The sequence below is a fragment of the Pseudomonas sp. MDV22-iso1 genome, assembly GCF_058145095.1.
On the sequence record NZ_JBYVMF010000027.1, the window covers coordinates 64137 to 79520 of the forward strand.

Annotated in this window: 17 protein-coding genes and 2 pseudogenes; 13 read left to right on the forward strand and 6 right to left on the reverse strand. The window is 61.0% G+C overall.

Features of this window, described 5'->3' with window-relative positions; translation table 11 throughout:
* Positions 1-22: 22 nt before the first annotated feature.
* Together queD and AC3ZVB_RS24580 are read right to left on the reverse strand one after the other, a co-directional pair.
* Positions 23-379 (reverse strand): 6-carboxytetrahydropterin synthase QueD, encoded by a 357-nt coding sequence (gene queD / locus AC3ZVB_RS24575; RefSeq protein ID WP_019692825.1) that lies wholly within the window; start codon positions 377-379, stop codon positions 23-25.
* Positions 380-453: 74 nt separating this feature from the next.
* A complete protein-coding gene (locus tag AC3ZVB_RS24580) occupies positions 454-1533 on the reverse strand; it encodes a patatin-like phospholipase family protein (protein ID WP_490147953.1) in 1080 nt (359 codons plus the stop codon).
* Between the two features lie 148 nt (positions 1534-1681).
* Between AC3ZVB_RS24580 and AC3ZVB_RS24585 the strand changes: the two genes are divergently transcribed.
* The 4 genes from AC3ZVB_RS24585 to AC3ZVB_RS24600 all read left to right on the forward strand — a co-directional run bounded on the left by AC3ZVB_RS24585 (position 1682) and on the right by AC3ZVB_RS24600 (position 4292).
* A complete protein-coding gene (locus AC3ZVB_RS24585) occupies positions 1682-1990 on the forward strand; it encodes a PepSY domain-containing protein (RefSeq protein ID WP_162440744.1) in 309 nt (102 codons plus the stop codon).
* Between the two features lie 74 nt (positions 1991-2064).
* On the forward strand, positions 2065-2310 hold the full coding sequence (locus AC3ZVB_RS24590) for a PepSY domain-containing protein (protein WP_442966309.1): 246 nt from the start codon (positions 2065-2067) through the stop codon (positions 2308-2310).
* A 3-nt stretch (positions 2311-2313) separates the two neighbouring features.
* Positions 2314-2982 carry a response regulator transcription factor gene (locus tag AC3ZVB_RS24595; RefSeq protein WP_194692468.1) on the forward strand — a complete coding sequence of 223 codons (669 nt, stop codon included), beginning with the start codon at positions 2314-2316 and terminating at the stop codon, positions 2980-2982.
* Positions 2979-4292: a sensor histidine kinase gene (locus tag AC3ZVB_RS24600; protein ID WP_162440741.1), complete on the forward strand. Its 1314-nt coding sequence runs from the start codon at positions 2979-2981 to the stop codon at positions 4290-4292. Before AC3ZVB_RS24595 ends, AC3ZVB_RS24600 begins: the two co-directional genes overlap by 4 nt.
* A 145-nt stretch (positions 4293-4437) precedes the next feature.
* Here the strand turns inward: AC3ZVB_RS24600 and AC3ZVB_RS24605 are convergent, their stop codons facing one another.
* Positions 4438-5193 carry a methyl-accepting chemotaxis protein gene (locus AC3ZVB_RS24605; protein WP_490147956.1) on the reverse strand — a complete coding sequence of 252 codons (756 nt, stop codon included), beginning with the start codon at positions 5191-5193 and terminating at the stop codon, positions 4438-4440.
* A gap of 102 nt (positions 5194-5295) precedes the next feature.
* A pseudogene (locus AC3ZVB_RS24610) lies at positions 5296-6657 on the reverse strand (methyl-accepting chemotaxis protein); the annotation flags it as partial.
* Between the two features lie 369 nt (positions 6658-7026).
* On the opposite strand from AC3ZVB_RS24610, the gene AC3ZVB_RS24615 reads away from it, so the two are divergent.
* From AC3ZVB_RS24615 to AC3ZVB_RS24625, 3 genes and pseudogenes are all read left to right on the forward strand, one after another.
* Positions 7027-8343: a Na+/H+ antiporter family protein gene (locus AC3ZVB_RS24615; protein WP_490147957.1), complete on the forward strand. Its 1317-nt coding sequence runs from the start codon at positions 7027-7029 to the stop codon at positions 8341-8343.
* Positions 8344-8482: 139 nt separating this feature from the next.
* A pseudogene (locus tag AC3ZVB_RS24620) lies at positions 8483-9301 on the forward strand (cache domain-containing protein); the annotation flags it as partial.
* Between the two features lie 102 nt (positions 9302-9403).
* Positions 9404-10159: a methyl-accepting chemotaxis protein gene (locus AC3ZVB_RS24625; protein ID WP_490147958.1), complete on the forward strand. Its 756-nt coding sequence runs from the start codon at positions 9404-9406 to the stop codon at positions 10157-10159.
* 189 nt (positions 10160-10348) lie between these two features.
* Here the strand turns inward: AC3ZVB_RS24625 and AC3ZVB_RS24630 are convergent, their stop codons facing one another.
* A complete protein-coding gene (locus AC3ZVB_RS24630) occupies positions 10349-11284 on the reverse strand; it encodes a LysR family transcriptional regulator (protein WP_162440738.1) in 936 nt (311 codons plus the stop codon).
* 155 nt (positions 11285-11439) lie between these two features.
* Here AC3ZVB_RS24630 and AC3ZVB_RS24635 point away from each other — a divergent pair, with 155 nt between their 5' ends.
* From AC3ZVB_RS24635 to AC3ZVB_RS24645, 3 genes are all read left to right on the forward strand, one after another.
* Positions 11440-11934 carry a DMT family transporter gene (locus AC3ZVB_RS24635; protein ID WP_162440737.1) on the forward strand — a complete coding sequence of 165 codons (495 nt, stop codon included), beginning with the start codon at positions 11440-11442 and terminating at the stop codon, positions 11932-11934.
* Positions 11934-12389 carry a DMT family transporter gene (locus AC3ZVB_RS24640; protein WP_194692465.1) on the forward strand — a complete coding sequence of 152 codons (456 nt, stop codon included), beginning with the start codon at positions 11934-11936 and terminating at the stop codon, positions 12387-12389. The genes AC3ZVB_RS24635 and AC3ZVB_RS24640 overlap by 1 nt, the downstream gene beginning before the upstream one ends.
* Positions 12390-12566: 177 nt before the next feature.
* Positions 12567-12734 (forward strand): metallothionein, encoded by a 168-nt coding sequence (locus AC3ZVB_RS24645; protein WP_162440735.1) that lies wholly within the window; start codon positions 12567-12569, stop codon positions 12732-12734.
* Positions 12735-12803: 69 nt separating this feature from the next.
* On the opposite strand, the gene AC3ZVB_RS24650 is transcribed toward AC3ZVB_RS24645, so the two are convergent.
* A complete protein-coding gene (locus AC3ZVB_RS24650) occupies positions 12804-13031 on the reverse strand; it encodes a DUF6555 family protein (RefSeq protein WP_045060943.1) in 228 nt (75 codons plus the stop codon).
* 145 nt (positions 13032-13176) lie between these two features.
* On the opposite strand from AC3ZVB_RS24650, the gene AC3ZVB_RS24655 reads away from it, so the two are divergent.
* From AC3ZVB_RS24655 to AC3ZVB_RS24665, 3 genes are all read left to right on the forward strand, one after another.
* Positions 13177-13956: an AraC family transcriptional regulator gene (locus AC3ZVB_RS24655; RefSeq protein WP_490147954.1), complete on the forward strand. Its 780-nt coding sequence runs from the start codon at positions 13177-13179 to the stop codon at positions 13954-13956.
* 89 nt (positions 13957-14045) lie between these two features.
* Positions 14046-14219, forward strand: a complete 174-nt coding sequence (locus AC3ZVB_RS24660) for a DUF1427 family protein (protein WP_162440733.1) — start codon at positions 14046-14048, stop codon at positions 14217-14219.
* A gap of 30 nt (positions 14220-14249) precedes the next feature.
* The gene (locus AC3ZVB_RS24665; RefSeq protein ID WP_490147955.1) at positions 14250-15206 is read left to right on the forward strand and encodes a quinone oxidoreductase family protein; all 957 of its coding nucleotides are present in this window, start codon (positions 14250-14252) and stop codon (positions 15204-15206) included.
* The last annotated feature ends 178 nt before the right edge of the window (positions 15207-15384 follow it).

A 15384-nucleotide genomic window follows, 5' to 3' on the forward strand; every position in this document is an offset into this window, starting at 1 on the left:
CAGGTCGCTTTTTTTCGAACGCTTACTCGCCGTGATAAATGCAGCCACTGGTGCAGGTTTCGTGGATGCGAATCGCGCTGAGTTCCGGCAGCAATGGCTTCAACTCGTTCCAGATCCACTTCGCCAGTACTTCACTGGTCGGGTTTTCCAGGCCAGGAATATCGTTCAGGTAATTATGGTCCAGACGCTCGTACAGCGGCTTGAAGATCGCCTTGATCTCCGAGAAATCGCGAATCCAGCCGGTGTGCGGATCCAGGTCGCCACTCAAATGAATGGCCACTTTGAACGAGTGACCGTGCAGGCGACCGCACTTGTGGCCTTCCGGCACGTGGGGCAGGCGGTGGGCGGATTCGAACGTAAATTCCTTGAAAATTTCCACAGTGTTTTGAGCTCTGTCAGGTGGCGATCGCCGCGGCGATGTGGGCAGGCGGCGAGTTTATCAGTTTGTCCTGACTAAAGGGTCAGCAAGCGCTCGCCAAGGCGACCGTTGGCGGTCAGTTCGAGGAATTCGTCACCCAGTCGCCGGCTTTCATCCATCGCCGCGCGCCAGTACTTCTGCCGGCTCGGGGCATCGCCCATGAAGCGCTTGAAGTCGTTGCGGTCGGGCAGTTTGCCGTAAGGCAGGCGTGCCAGGTACTCCTTCGAGGGCGCCAGCAGCAGCACATCCTGCAGGCGCTTGGGGCAGGCCCGGCGCCAGGGCAGGGTCTTGTCGAACCAGCCGGGAATGATGCGGTCGGTAAAGTGCGGGTAGAGCACGATGTCGTTGCCGCTGTAGGGCAGGTCAAGGTGATAGTCGAGCAGCCCGCCATCACGAAAGGTTCCGGCGCCGGCGCCTGGCAGATCACGCACACCTTCCATCACCATCGGGATCGATCCTGAGGCGAGCAAGGCCTGGCGCAAATTGCCGGCATTCAGGGCGATAAAGCGTGAGGGGAAATCGTTCAGCGCATTCACGGGAGGCGCCAGGCGCGGGTCATGGAGGATCAGGCGTTCGAAGTGTCGCGCAAGCCGCGAACGACCTCGCAGGTTGTCGGCAATCACTGACGACAGGCCCAGTCCCAGTCGCCCGCGATGATCATCGGCCAGTCGGCCATGGCTTTTGACTACCATGATGTTCAGCCGGTAGTGCGCGTTGTCGAGTATCGAAGCGTCGCGGCCGTCGAGCAGTTCATCGAGCATGCGCCGCGAGCTCTGGCTGATCTGCGCCATCGTGACGCCCTTGTCGAAATTCTGCTCGGTGTACAGATGGCCGAGGCGGCGGATGCCTTCGGCCGCGTCTGGCAGGCAGGCGCTGGCGAAGCGCCAGGAACCCACCGAAGCGCCGATCAGCGAGCGCTCCCGTGGCGCAGCGGGCAGCCATTCACCGAACAACGCCAGGTCCAGACCTTGAATCCCCAACGCCTTCGGGCCACCGGCGGCACCGGGCAGCGTCCCCACGTCGGCGGCGTTCAGGCCGTTTTCCCGGATGCGCGCAAAGGCTCGCGGGCCGGCTTTGAGGGTCAGGGAGGGGAACTTGATGTGGATGGCGGTCATACGGGTCTCGGTGCGTGGCAGGCGGGCGGGATTATAGAAGATTTCGTTGGGCTCCCCTGAAGGAGATGATGGCCATTCAGTTTCAATTAAGTTCACCTCGCTAAGGTGGCTCCCTGTTGGCAATACACGAAAAAACACGGAGACACCCATGAAAAACCTGACGGCCCTGATCACCGCATCCATTATCGGCATGACGGCCAGCATCGCCCACGCTCGCGACCTGGGGCCCGACGAAGCCCTGCGGCTGCGTGACGCTGGTACCATTGTGTCTTTCGAGAAGCTCAATGCCACCGCGTTGACCAAACACCCAGGCTCCAGCATCACCGAGACCGAGCTGGAAGAAGAGTACGGCAAGTACATCTACCAGGTTGAGCTGCGCGACCCGCAAGGTCTCGATTGGGACCTGGAATTGGACGCTGTCAGCGGGCAGGTTCTCAAGGATCATCAGGATACGTAATGAAGGTGCATTTGTTTTCCAGTCGAAGCGCCAGCCGGGCAGGCCTGGCGCTTCTGGTTTTGTGTTCGGTGGTCATGGCTCGCGACCTGGATCAGGACGAAGCCCTGCGCCTGCGCCAGCAAGGCGTGATCCTGCCGCTTGAGCAGCTCTTGCAGCAGGCGCTGGACCGCTATCCGGGCGCCAAACTGCTGGAAGCCGAGCTTGAAGAAAAACACGACGTCTACATTTATGAAGTCGAACTGTTGACCACCGAAGGCGTGGTGCGTGAACTGGACCTCGATGCCCGTACTGGCCAGTTACTGAAAGACAAGGAAGATTGACCGATGCGTTTGCTCCTCGTGGAAGACCACGTGCCCCTGGCCGATGAACTGATGGCCGGATTGAATCGCCAGGGCTATGCCGTGGACTGGCTGGCGGACGGTCGCGATGCGGTGTATCAGGGCAGCAGCGAGCCCTATGACTTGATCATCCTCGACCTCGGCCTGCCGGGTTTGCCGGGGCTGGACGTGCTCGCGCAATGGCGCGCAGGCGGTTTGGCGACGCCCGTGCTGATCCTGACAGCGCGCGGGTCCTGGTCCGAACGCATCGAAGGCCTGAAGGCCGGCGCCGACGATTACCTGACCAAACCGTTTCATCCAGAAGAACTGCACTTGCGGATTCAGGCGCTGCTGCGTCGGTCCCACGGCCAGGCCAACCAGCCGACGCTCAAGGCGGCAGGCCTGCATCTGGATGAAGGTCGCCAATGCGTGACCCGTGACGGTGCAGACATCCAGCTCACCGCTGCGGAATTTCGCCTGTTGCGTTATTTCATGCTGCACCCCGAACAGATCCTCTCCAAAAGCCACCTCGCCGAACACCTCTACGACGGTGAAACCGAGCGTGATTCCAACGTACTGGAAGTCCACGTCAACCACCTGCGCCGCAAGCTCGGGCGCACGGTGATCGAAACCCGCCGCGGCCAGGGTTACCTGTTCGGCGGGCAAGCCAAGTGAGGTCGATCCAGCGCCGCTTGAGCCTGGGGCTGATCAGCGTGATGGTGATCGTCGGCCTGGTGCTGGCGCAGACCAGTTTGTGGCTGTTCGAAATGGGTTTGCAGCGCTACCTCGAAGCCGGGCTGCGCAACGACAGCGAGAGCCTGCTGGTAGCGCTGGTGCGTGGTCCCCAGGGTTTGCAGCTGGATGAGCGACACTTGTCGCCGGCTTATCAGCGGCCGTATTCCGGGCATTACTTTCGCATCGACTTCGCCGACAACCATTGGCGCTCCCGTTCGCTGTGGGATCAGGAGTTTCCGCGGCTTGAGCAGCCCGGTCTGCAAAGCAATTTGCAATTGGGGCCGGAGGGGCAGCAGTTGCTGGTGTTGCGCTCGGACTATCGCCGGCTCGGGCAGTCGATTTCCATCAGCGTGGCCCAGGATTACACCCCGGTGCGCGACAGCTTTTTGCGCATGCAGCAAGTGGGCTTGGGCCTCGGTCTGGCGGGGTTGTTGCTGATTCTGCTGTTGCAACGGGTCACCGTGCGCCGCGCTTTGCGCCCGCTGGAAAAAGCCCGCGAGCAGATCGCTCAGTTGCAACAGGGTCAGCGTTCGCAACTGGACGATCAGGTGCCGGTTGAACTGGAGCCGCTGGTGGCACAGATCAACCATTTGCTCGCTCATACCGAAGACAGCCTCAAGCGTTCGCGCAATGCCCTGGGCAACCTTGGCCATGCGTTGAAAACACCGTTGGCGGTGTTGTTGAGCCTGGCATCGAGCGAAAAGCTCGATGCGCACCCGCAATTGCGCAAAGTACTCCAGGAGCAACTGGAACAAGTCCGTCTACGTCTCAACCGCGAACTCAATCGCGCCCGATTGTCCGGCGACGCGCTGCCGGGGGCGTTGTTCGATTGCGATGCCGAATTGCCGGGATTGCTGGCCACGCTCAACATGATTCACGGTGAACACCTGGACCTCAGCTATGTCGCGCCCAAGGGGCTGCAGTTGCCCTGGGATCGGGAAGACCTGCTGGAGCTGCTGGGTAATCTGCTGGATAACGCCTGTAAGTGGGCGGATGCCGAGGTGCGGTTGAGTGTGGTCGAGACGGCGGCAGAATTTGTGTTGAGCGTTGAAGACGATGGTCCGGGCATTCCCGAGGATCAGCGGGCCCAGGTGTTCAGCCGCGGCACGCGACTGGACGAACAGACCGATGGGCATGGGCTGGGATTGGGGATCGTGCGAGACATCGTGGATACGTGGGGTGGGGTGATGCGGTTGGAGGAGAGCGAGTGGGGCGGGTTGAAGGTGGTGATTCAGTTGCCCAAGCGCTGACATTGATCTCATAGCTGCTGAGAAATCTGTGGGAGCGGGCTTGCCCGCGATGACAATGTAACAGCCCACATAGAGGGTGGCTGTTATGACCTCATCGCGGGCAAGCCCGCTCCCACAGGTAATGCCGGTGGATGCAGTATTTGTGTTACACCCGGAACTGGTCCATCAAGGCCTGCTGCTGATTCGCCAGGCTGTTGAGGGACTGGCTCACCCGCGCTGATTCATTGGCCTGCCCCGACAGCGACTCCGTCACGTCCCTGATCGTCGCCACGTTGTTGTTGATCTCTTCCGCCACGGCGCTTTGCTCTTCGGCCGCGCTGGCGATCTGCAGGTTCATGTCGCTGATCACCGCGACCGCGTCGCCAATCTGGCGCAATGCGGTCACGGCCTGGCCGACTTGCTCGACGCTGCCCTGGGCCTGGCGATGGCTGTTGTTCATCGAGCCCACCACATCCTGTGTGCCGCTTTGCAGCTGTTCGATCACCAGGCGGGTTTCTTCGACCGACTCCTGGGTGCGGCGTGCCAGGTTGCGCACTTCATCGGCCACCACAGCAAACCCGCGTCCGGCTTCACCGGCACGGGCGGCTTCGATCGCGGCGTTGAGCGCCAGCAGGTTGGTCTGTTCGGCGATGGCACGGATCACTTCCAATACCGATCCGATTTTCTCGCTGTTGGCCGCCAGGCCTTCGACTTGCACCATCGCTGCGCTCATATCGGCCGCGAGGTTGTCGATGCTGGTGGTGGTCTGGTCGATCACAGTCAGGCCGCGGCGGGTGGCATGATCGGCGTCCCGCGCGGCCTGAGCGGCTTGCGCTGCGCTGCGGGCGACGTCCTGAGCCGTGGCGCTCATTTCGTGAGACGCGGTGGCGACTTGATCCACCTGACGGTACTGCTGCTCCATGCCGGCGCTGGTTTGTGTCGCAATCGCGGATGACTGGTCGGCCGTGCTGCGCGCGTCCTGCACCGAGCGTTTGACCTCGGCAATGATCGGTTGCAGCTTGTCGAGGAAGCGGTTGAACCAACCGGCCAACTGGCCCAGTTCATCCTGCTTGTCGTAGGCCAGGCGGCGGGTCAGGTCGCCTTCGCCGCTGGCGATGTCTTCGAGCATGCGCGCCACACCCAGAATCGGTTTGGTCACGCTGCGCGCCATCAGCCACACCAGCAACAGGCCGATCAACGCGGCGACAACACCCAGGCCAAGCTCCAGCAGTGTGCCGGTGGTGTTGCTGTCGTCGAGTTGTTTTTCCAAAGCTTCAGCCGGGCCGACCAGGACTTTTTCCGGTACTTGCAGTAGTACGCCCCAGGATTTTCCACCGGGAATCGGCTGGAACGGTGCCAGCACCTTCAACTGCTGATTGCTGTGCAGGCTTTCGGTCTTGCTGCTGCCGGCCAGCCTGCGGATCAGCTCTGCGCCGCTGGTGGTGTCCACCGTGTCCAAGCGCTGGCTGAGTTTGCTGGCGTCCGGGCTGTAACCGGCCAGCAAACCGACCGGGCTGATGATGCTGACGTTCGTCTGGCCGTCATAGAGCTTCTTGCTCGCGCCCTGACTGATCGCTTGCAGGCTGTTGAGGTTGATGTCCACCGACAGCGAGGCGATGACCTTGCCGTTGACCATCAGAGGGAAAACGATGCTGGTCATCAGCACGTTCTGGCCGTCGATCTTGTAGAAATACGGTTCGATCACGCAGGGATTGAGCGAGGTGCGCGGGCAGGTGAACCAGGCGTTGGCCGGCTCGCCGCTGGGGCCGGCGCTGGTGTCGGCCATGTCGCTTTCCGGCAGCGCCATGGACGTGACCTTGCCCGGCGTCGGTTGCGACCAGTACAGGGCGAACCGGCCCTTGTCGTTGCTGCCCAATTCGGCCTGACCGGCGAAGAGTTCGTCCTTGCCGTCCAGTGCGTTGGCTTCGAACACCAGCGACAGACCGAGCAGCTCCGGGTTGGCCTGCAGCGCCGACTTGACCTGTCGGGTCAGGTCTTCACGCAAATCGAACGCGTCGAGGAAGCGTTTTTCGGCCTGGTCGCGCAGAAACAGCACCTGACGCGAAAAGCCGTGACCGTATTGATAGGCGTCCATGAACTGCTGGCGAATCTCCAGCGCCTGGTTTTCGCCCTGGGATTCAATCCGCGCCTGGGCGCTTTCGTTGAGCATCTCCATGCTCGAGGCTTTCACCAACGCGGAGCTGTGCTCCATGCGATACAGCGAAAGACCCACCAGCAGGGTCACGATGCCCGCCAGGCAAAGCCCGGCCAGCAGGGTGATTTTCCATTGAATGGAAAGTTGTCTGAGTGACATGGAGACGTCCTTATTCGATAAATATCTGCGGCATTGCTCTGTAACGGCAGTGATTTTGGATTCTTGATCCATTCAGATAAATAAGAAGCGACACCAAACCCTGTAGCAGCTGGCGAAGCCTGTGGTGAGGGGATTTATCCCCGTTCGGCTGCGCAGCAGTCGTAAAGATTTTGGGGCCGCTGCGCAACCCAACGGGGCGGTGCGACGTTTCGCTAAATCCCCTCACCACAAGTTTCGCCAGCTGCTACAAGAGACGTGCACGTTTAGCCTGCTACAAGGGCGGGCAGGCATTACAGCGACCAGGCCGGTCGTGTTGGCTTTGACAAGGTGGCATCGGTCCGGCACAGTGCGCGCCCTCTAATAAAACCCATTTCATGATCCGCTGGCGGCTCTTTGCAGACTGCCGGCTGAACTCATTGCGCTTGTCTTGAGGTAACGATGATTAATGCTGTAATTGCCGCGGTCGGCGTCATGCTGATACTCAGCCTGTCCCGCGTGCATGTCGTGATCGCACTGATCGTGGGTGCCCTGGTCGGTGGTTTGACCGGTGGCCTTGGCATCGACGCCACCCTGAAAGCCTTCAATAGCGGCCTCGGCGGCGGGGCGACGGTGGCGTTGTCCTATGCGTTGCTGGGGGCTTTTGCCGTGGCGATCGCCAAATCCGGCATGGCCCATGCGCTGGCTGACAAGGCCCTGGCGATGGTCGATCGCCAGCACGCCAGTGGGGGCGGCCGGGTCAAGTGGCTGCTGATCGGCTTGCTGTGGGTGGTGGCCATTGCCTCGCAGAACATTTTGCCGATACATATCGCCTTCATTCCCTTGCTGGTTCCGCCGCTTTTATACGTGCTGACCAAGCTGCAACTGGACCGGCGGCTGATCGCCTGTGTCATGACATTCGGCCTGATCACGCCGTACATGTTCCTGCCGGTGGGCTTCGGCAACATCTTTCTCAATGAAATCCTGCTGGCCAACGTCGCCCGCAGTGGTGTGGACATCAGCGGCATCAACGTTACCCATGCCATGGGTATTCCGGCGCTGGGCATGGTGTTCGGGCTCGCCGTAGCGTTCTTCAGCTACCGCAAGAAACGCGTCTACGACCTGGGGAAGATCGAGCAGGTCGAGCAGGTGGCCGTGCAATACAACCCGCTGAGCCTGATGGTGGCGGGACTGGCCATCGTTGCCGCGTTCGTCATTCAGCTGCTGCTGGATTCGATGATCATCGGTGCGCTGGCAGGGTTTCTGATCTTCTCGGTGTCGGGCATCGTCAAGTGGCGTGACACCGATGACCTGTTCACCGAAGGCATGAAGATGATGGCCATGATCGGCTTCATCATGATCGCCGCGTCCGGCTTTGGCGAAGTGATCAAAGCTACCGGGGACGTGCAATCGCTGGTCGAAACCTCGGCGTCATGGATCGGCCACAGCAAAGCCATTGGCGCCTTGCTGATGTTGCTGGTCGGCCTGTTGGTGACCATGGGCATCGGCTCATCGTTTTCCACCGTGCCGATCCTGGCGGTGATTTTCGTGCCGTTGTGCGTGCAGCTGGGGCTCAGTCCGCTGGCGATCATCAGCATCGTCGGTACGGCCGGTGCCTTGGGTGACGCGGGCTCGCCTGCTTCGGACTCGACCCTGGGCCCGACCTCCGGTTTGAACATCGACGGCCAGCATCACCATATCTGGGACACCGTGGTGCCAACGTTCCTGCACTACAACTTGCCGTTGCTGGCGTTTGGCTGGGTGGCGGCGATGGTGCTCTGACTTACAAATGCAGGGGCTGTGTGGCGAGGGGATAAATCCCCTCGCCACACTCCCACAATGACCGCATTCAACTTTTGACCTGGCGTGCCGTTAAAGCTTTAACCACGCCAATAACATCAAAAGAGTGAACGTCATGCGCATGAGCTTGAAGGCTAAAGTCCTGTCCCTTGCCGTCCTCCCGGTATTGCTCTTTGCGCTGGTCATCAGCCTGACCACCTTGTTCATTCTCCAGCAACAGGCCCGCAACGAAGTCGAGGAAACCCGTCAGCGTCTGCTCAGCGACGCCAAGACGACCCTGCAAAGCTACGTCGCCGTGGCCATGACTGCGATCAAACCGCTTTACGACGCTGCCGCCCCTGGCGATGACGCGGCACGGGCCCAGGCGGTCAAGCTGCTGTCGAGCATCAGCTACGGCAAGGATGGCTACTTCTTCGGCTACGACTCCAACACCGTGCGCCTGTTCAAGGCCAACAGCCCGGAAGGCGTCGGCCAGAGCTTCAAGGACAACCGCGATCCGAATGGCGTCTACGTCAACCGCGACCTGGTGAAGGTCGCGAAGGATGGCACCCACTATCTGCAATACAGCTCGCCACTGCCGGGTAACAGTCAAGTGCTGGTGCCCAAACTCGGCTACACCGAATTCCTGCCGAAGTGGGACATGGCGGTCGGCACGTCGGTCAATCTCGATGGCATCGAAGCGCAGGTTGCACTGGTCGAAGCCAAGGTGCACGAGCGGATGGAAGGCGTAGTGCTGAGCATTGTCGGCATTGCGCTGCTGGTGTTGCTGGTGATCGCCGTCGCCGGTCTGTTGCTGGCCAACACCATCTTGCGTCCGCTGACCCTGATGAAAGCCAACCTGGACGACATTGCGGCGGGCGAGGGCGACCTGACCCGCCGTCTGACCGTCACCAGCAAGGATGAACTCGGTGAACTGGCCGGCTCGTTCAACCGCTTCGTCGACAAGATCCATGGGCTGGTGCGGCAGATCACCGAAATGACTTCGCAACTGACCGGGTTGGTGAATCAGGTGTCCGATCAGGCCCAGCGTTCGGACAAGGCCATGGAGCGTCAGCGCCATGAGACGGATCAGGTGGCCACGGCGATCAACGAGATGTCGGCGGCGGCCCAGGAAGTGGCGAAAAGCGCGCAAAACGCGGCGGTGGCAGCCCAGCAGACCGACGAAGAAGGCCAGGCGGCCAAGCGCGTGGTGGCTGGCAGCATCGTCAAGATTCATGCGTTGGTGGACGATATTCGCAGCAGCGGCGTGTCCCTCGACAGCTTGCAGAAAGACGTGTCATCGATTGTCAGTGTGCTCGGTGTGATCCGTTCGATTGCCGATCAGACCAACTTGCTGGCGCTGAACGCTGCCATCGAAGCGGCTCGCGCTGGCGAAGCGGGCCGAGGGTTTGCAGTGGTGGCGGACGAGGTGCGGGCGTTGGCCAGTCGCACGCAAATCAGCACTCAGGAAATTCAGAGCATGATCGACCGCTTGCAGGCCGGCACCCAGTCCGCCGTGGACGCCATGCGCCGCTCCAGCGAAGCCGGCGACGGCACCAGCGCTCAGGCCAATGAAGCGGGTGCGTCGCTGGACACCATGGCGCAACTGATCGCCACCATCAATGCGATGAACGCGCAGATCGCCAGCGCCGCCGAGGAGCAAACGGCTGTGGCCGAAGAGATCAACCGCAGCGTGCATCAGATCGCAGTGGCCGTGGACAGCGTCGCCGACGAAACCCAGCTCGGCGCGCAGACCACCCGCAGCCTTGCGGACCTGGGACAGCGGTTGGGCAAGCTGGTCGGACAGTTTCGTATCTGACCCAAGGATGTCCTTGGAACACACACACACACACACCTGTAGCAGCTGCCGAAGGCTGCGTTGACCCCGGGGTCGCGCTCGACTGAAGCTGTGATGTCCGCTTGAAAATCGGGGGGCCGCTTCGCGACCCTACGCAGGCTTCGCCAGCGGCTACAGGTCTTCCGGGGTGCCGGAGGCTGGAGGCAACTGTTACGGCCTGTCCCAATACGGCACCACGCCAAAACACTCCACGTAAAAATCAATCACCGTCCTGACCTTCACCGACAACCGTCGGCTGCCAGGCCATAGCACCGCGATCTGCTGGGGCTCGAGGCTGTTGGACACCTGATAGTCCCCCAGCACTGGCACCAGCGTGCCGTTGCGCACGGCTTCGCCAATCAGCCAGGACGGAAACATCACCAGCCCCAGTCCCTGTTCGGCGGCCTGGGTGAGGGTGTCGGCGTGATTGCCTGTGATCGGCCCGGTGACCGGGTAGGGCGTCCAGTCCTGTTGATCCTTGCGGAAAAACCAGCGCTGCTGGCCCGTGACCCCTTTGTAGGCAAGGCACTGATGCGCAGCCAGCTCATCGGGGTGTTTCGGCGAGCCATGGCGTTTCAGGTACGCCGGGCTTGCCGCCACCTGAAAGCGATGGGGCGCCAGGATGCGCGCCTGCATGCTCGAGTCGTGCAGCGGGCCGATGCGAAACAACAGGTCGGCGCCTTCCTGCAGCGGGTCGACGTAAGTGTCGGTCTGCTGGATATCCAGTTGCAGCTTCGGATAGCGCTCGCATAACTGCCCCAGCCACGGCGTCAGGTGACGCTGCCCGAACACCACCGGCGCATTGATCCGCACCAGTCCGCTGGGCTCGCTTTGCTGTTCCTGCAATGCCTGTTCGGCTTCTTCCAGTTGCACCAGTACCAGCCGCGCGTGATGCCCGAGCATGCGTCCGGCTTCGGTCGGCGTGACGGCGCGGGTGTGGCGATAGAGCAATTGCTGGTTCAAGGCCTGCTCCATCAGTTGGATTTGCCGGGAGATCGAAGAGGGCGCCAGGCCCTCGCGACGGGCGACTTCGGAAAAACTGCCGTGGTCGAGCACCGCGACAAAAAGTCGAAGTGCCTTGAAACCAAACTCGTTGAGGCCCTGCATGGGAATGTCCTGCTGTGCGGTTTGCGCAAAAGTGTTGTCCGGATGCTCCCATTTATCGCAAAGGATCGCCAGACGATAATGCGCGCCTATTCCACCCAGTGGCAGCGAGCAGACTCGCACTCACGGGTTGGGCCAACTGATCACGGGTACTGCTTATGCAATCTTCTTCAATCGAACAAGCTGGCGTTGTTCCAGCGCCTGCAACCAAACCAGGACTTCGGCTGCTGCTGTTGCCGCTGGTGATTCTGGCCGGCATGGGCCTTTCCGTGGAGGCCGGGTTGCTCGGGCCGCTGGGGGTTCAGGTCGGGCACCTGTGGGCGACCTTGAGCATCTTCGGTGTCGGCTCGGCGATTCTGTTTTTGCTGCTGTTGTTCAGCGGCCCGCAACAAGGACCGGCCTTGAACACCTTGCCGCGCTGGCAATTGATCGGGGGTTTTCTGGGGCCGATGTACGTCATCGTGCTGACCCTGGCCACACCCCATATCGGCATTGCGATGACCATGATCGCGATCCTTTCCGGGCAGGTCGGCAAGAGTGTGTTGATCGACCATTTTGGCTGGTTCGGCGCCGCGCGTAAAAAGGTCAACGGTGAACGTTGGCTGGCCTTGCTGCTGATTGTTGCGGCACTTGTTCTGATCGCAAGGGGTTAATGATGAGTCTGATTATTTTGTTGGCGGTGGTCGTGGCTGCTGGTGCGGTGTTGAGCGTGCAGGCGGCGATCAACGGACGTCTGGGTGAAACGGTCGGTGTGTTGCGCAGCAGCCTGTTGACCTTCGTGGTGGGCGCGGTGGTAACCGGATTGCTGATTCTGTTTTTCGAACCGGCCCATGCGGTGAGCCTGCTGGACGTGCCGAAATGGCAGCTCAGTGGCGCGTTGTTCGGCGTGGTCTACATGATGGTCATGGTCGGCGCGGTACCACGGGTGGGTACGGCAGTGGCGACGGTGGCAGTGATCGTGGGGCAACTGGGCATGGGCATGTTGATCGACAATTTCGGCTGGCTGGGTAATCCGGCGATCGAGTTGTCCAGCAGCCGTATCCTGGCGATGGTGTGCCTCGCCTTGGCGTTGCTGTTCATGTACCGCAGCAATACCCGCAGCGCGTAATAAGATTGGGGTAGGAACGCGATTCCCTGTAGGAGCTGCCGCAGGCTGCGATCTTTTGATCTTGATCTTGATCTTGAAACAAAGAACAAGATCAAAAGATCGCAGCCTGCGGCAGCTCCTACACTGTCAGTGCGTGCATCCGCCGCACCCGGACGACCATAACAATGGAGTCAAACCATGACAGTGACCAAAACCGATACCTGCGACTGCCCGAAATGCGAGTGCAAGCTGGGTGAACATCCGATCGCGCGACACGGCAAGCACTACTGCTGCGAGGCCTGTGCCAAGCATCATGAGCATGGCGAAGAATGCTCGTCCAAAGGCTGCAAGTGCGCCAAAAGCTGATCAGTCGCCCAAAGAAAGTGGAGCCTTCCTGGCTCCACTGTCGTCTGAATTCCCCTCCCCTGTTGATACTTAGCCTGCGGGTCGCCAGGTCACATTCTCGACCCCGAATTTCTCCGCCATCGGTTTGCTGGTTTTCTGCACCTTCTCTCGGCCAAAGCGCGGGATCCGACCCACGCCGGCGTCACAGCTTGCCCAATGCCAAGCCTCTGCGTTGTCCATCTTGTCCAGACGGATAATGAAAGACTTGGGGGCGCCATGAAGGGTGTACTCAATGACGAATAGTTTTGCGTTGTTCATAAAGCCCGTATTCCTCCCTGTGGTATTAAAAGGATCGTGGGCGTCGCGGAAAATTCAGTCGGATTGTCAGACGGCTGTGACCCGTGGCGGCCTGACTGTTCGCTCGTTAACATGCATCTCCTGAAAACCCCAATGATCATTGCCCATGGCCCTCGCCGCGCCCCCAGATCTGAGTGATACCGATGTGCCCGTGCAACCGCTCGCGCGCACCTATCCGCGCGGGCTATTCATCGAGCCCCACGACCATGTCTGGGGCCAGTTGCTGTATGCGATGAGTGGGGTCATGTGGGTCGAAACGCCGCATGAGGCGCTGGTGGTTCCGCCGCAGCGCGCGGTCTGGCTGCCGCCGGGCGTGCCCCATGGCATTCGTGTGGTCTCGGACTTGCAGATGCGCAATATCTACCTGCGCCCTTCATTGGCGGCGACGCTGGACGACACGGTCCAGGTGATCGAAGTGGGTGGGTTGCTGCGTGAGTTGATCGTCAGGCTGGTGGAGCAGGGTGAGGACGGCGCCCCCGAGTATTACGAGGCGCTGGTGAACCTGGCGTTGTTGGAGCTTAGGCGAGCCGGGCGATCCCTGCTGAAAATACCGCTGCCGGACGATTCCGACCGGCGCCTGATGAGCTTGTGCCAGGCCGTCATGGCCAATCCCTCGCTGGACGTTCCCTTCGAACAGTACGCGGAAAACGTCGGTGCCAGCGTGCGCACTCTGGCGCGATTATTCAAGGACGGCCTGGGCATGGGCTTCGCCGAGTGGCGGCGGCAGGTCCAACTGGCGACGGCGGTGGCGGAATTGATTCAGGGTGTACCGGTCAGCGCGATTGCACGGGAGCTGGGCTATTCGCCGAGCAGTTTCAGCGACATGTTCCGTCGGGAGCTGGGTGTCGCCCCCTCACAGTTTTGCGCAAGCCAGCGTCCGGATTGATCGTTTGGCCGAGATTCAGAAGCGTTTGGCCGATACGCGACGTGACCCGCTTATAGACTTCAGGCTTATCTAAACGCCTGGATGCTGCCATGAATTACCTCATCTCGATTGTGATCGGTCTGGGCGTCGGCCTGCTGTACGGCGCGCTGGATTTTCGTTCGCCAGCACCGCCCGCGATTGCGCTGTTAGGCCTGCTCGGCATGCTCGCCGGAGAGCAGTTGTGGCCGCTGGGGCGGCAACTGATCGCTGGCTGGATCTCTTGAATTCTGTTCCTTCAAAACTGGACACCTTCCATGAACGCACTGCAGTTCGACAAAACGGGCGACCTTTCGGCCCTTCGCTATGTTGAGATTCCCGCCCCTGTTGCCGGCGCTGATGAGGTGCTGGTCGAAATCAAAGCCGCCGGCCTGAACCCCAGCGATGTGAAGAATGTGCTGGGGCGTTTTCCCTACACCACGCTGCCGCGCATTCCCGGCCGCGACTTCGCCGGCATCGTTGTGCAAGGTCCGCAGGCACTGATAGGCCAGGAGGTCTGGGGCACGGGGCGTGAGTTGGGTTTTTTCGCCGATGGCTCTCATGCGCAATTCGTGAAACTGCCGGCCAATGGCGTCGCACGCAAACCGACCCACCTGTCCTTCGCCCAGGCCGCCAGCCTCGGCGTGCCGTACACCACGGCGTGGGATGCGTTGGAGCGCAGTCTGGTGACGGCCGATACGCGATTGCTGGTGATCGGCGGCGGCGCGGTGGGCAGTGCGGCATTGGCGCTGGCCAAAGTGCGCGGCGCCCAGGTACTGGCGGCGGCGCGTCGGCCCGAACAGGTCAAGGCATTGCAGGCGCAGGGTTATTCGACGCTGCAGCTGGACAAGCCCGAAATGTTGGGCGAGCAAGTGAATGCCGTGTATGCCGGTGGTGCGGACGTGATCTTCGACACCACAGGCTTCTGGCTACCGGCTTCGGTGACAGCATTGGCGACCTTCGGACGAATCGCAATCATCGCTGCGCCGGTGGATGGGCTGGTCCAGTTGCCAGCGTTGGGCTTGTACCGCAAAGGTGGCTCGGTGGTAGGCATCAACTCCCTGCTTTACGGCGTCCAGGCCTGCGCCGCCATGCTTGACCAGTTCGGCCAGTTCTTCGATCAGGACTTGCTGCCGTTGCCGCAGGGGTTGTTCGAATCGCCGTTGTCGGAAGGTGTGGAGCGGTATGCGGAAGTGGATCGTGGAAGTGCGGATAAAGTGATTTTTGTGCCGTGAGCTAGAGATGTATCTGCAGGAACAAAGCTCGCTGGCGATGGCTTTTGATCTGCTTTTGATCTGCTTTGGATCTGCTTAGGATCTGCTTTGGATCTGCTTTTGATCTTCTTGCCCCCTCGGAAGGCCGCGCACGGCCATGGATGGCCGATCGCGGCGGGCCCACGGAGCAGGACCGGAG

Excerpts from the sequence above, each read along its gene's own strand:
- AC3ZVB_RS24580 (WP_490147953.1), bottom strand. The coding sequence starts at position 1,533 with ATGACCGCCATCCACATCAAGTTCCCCTCCCTGACCCTCAAAGCCGGC.
- AC3ZVB_RS24585 (WP_162440744.1), top strand. The coding sequence starts at position 1,682 with ATGAAAAACCTGACGGCCCTGATCACCGCATCCATTATCGGCATGACG.
- AC3ZVB_RS24590 (WP_442966309.1), top strand. The coding sequence starts at position 2,065 with ATGGCTCGCGACCTGGATCAGGACGAAGCCCTGCGCCTGCGCCAGCAA.
- AC3ZVB_RS24595 (WP_194692468.1), top strand. The coding sequence starts at position 2,314 with ATGCGTTTGCTCCTCGTGGAAGACCACGTGCCCCTGGCCGATGAACTG.
- AC3ZVB_RS24605 (WP_490147956.1), bottom strand. The coding sequence starts at position 5,193 with ATGGAGCAGCAGTACCGTCAGGTGGATCAAGTCGCCACCGCGTCTCAC.
- AC3ZVB_RS24625 (WP_490147958.1), top strand. The coding sequence starts at position 9,404 with ATGGAGCGTCAGCGCCATGAGACGGATCAGGTGGCCACGGCGATCAAC.
- AC3ZVB_RS24630 (WP_162440738.1), bottom strand. The coding sequence starts at position 11,284 with ATGCAGGGCCTCAACGAGTTTGGTTTCAAGGCACTTCGACTTTTTGTC.
- AC3ZVB_RS24635 (WP_162440737.1), top strand. The coding sequence starts at position 11,440 with ATGCAATCTTCTTCAATCGAACAAGCTGGCGTTGTTCCAGCGCCTGCA.
- AC3ZVB_RS24640 (WP_194692465.1), top strand. The coding sequence starts at position 11,934 with ATGATGAGTCTGATTATTTTGTTGGCGGTGGTCGTGGCTGCTGGTGCG.
- AC3ZVB_RS24645 (WP_162440735.1), top strand. The coding sequence starts at position 12,567 with ATGACAGTGACCAAAACCGATACCTGCGACTGCCCGAAATGCGAGTGC.
- AC3ZVB_RS24650 (WP_045060943.1), bottom strand. The coding sequence starts at position 13,031 with ATGAACAACGCAAAACTATTCGTCATTGAGTACACCCTTCATGGCGCC.
- AC3ZVB_RS24655 (WP_490147954.1), top strand. The coding sequence starts at position 13,177 with ATGGCCCTCGCCGCGCCCCCAGATCTGAGTGATACCGATGTGCCCGTG.
- AC3ZVB_RS24660 (WP_162440733.1), top strand. The coding sequence starts at position 14,046 with ATGAATTACCTCATCTCGATTGTGATCGGTCTGGGCGTCGGCCTGCTG.
- AC3ZVB_RS24665 (WP_490147955.1), top strand. The coding sequence starts at position 14,250 with ATGAACGCACTGCAGTTCGACAAAACGGGCGACCTTTCGGCCCTTCGC.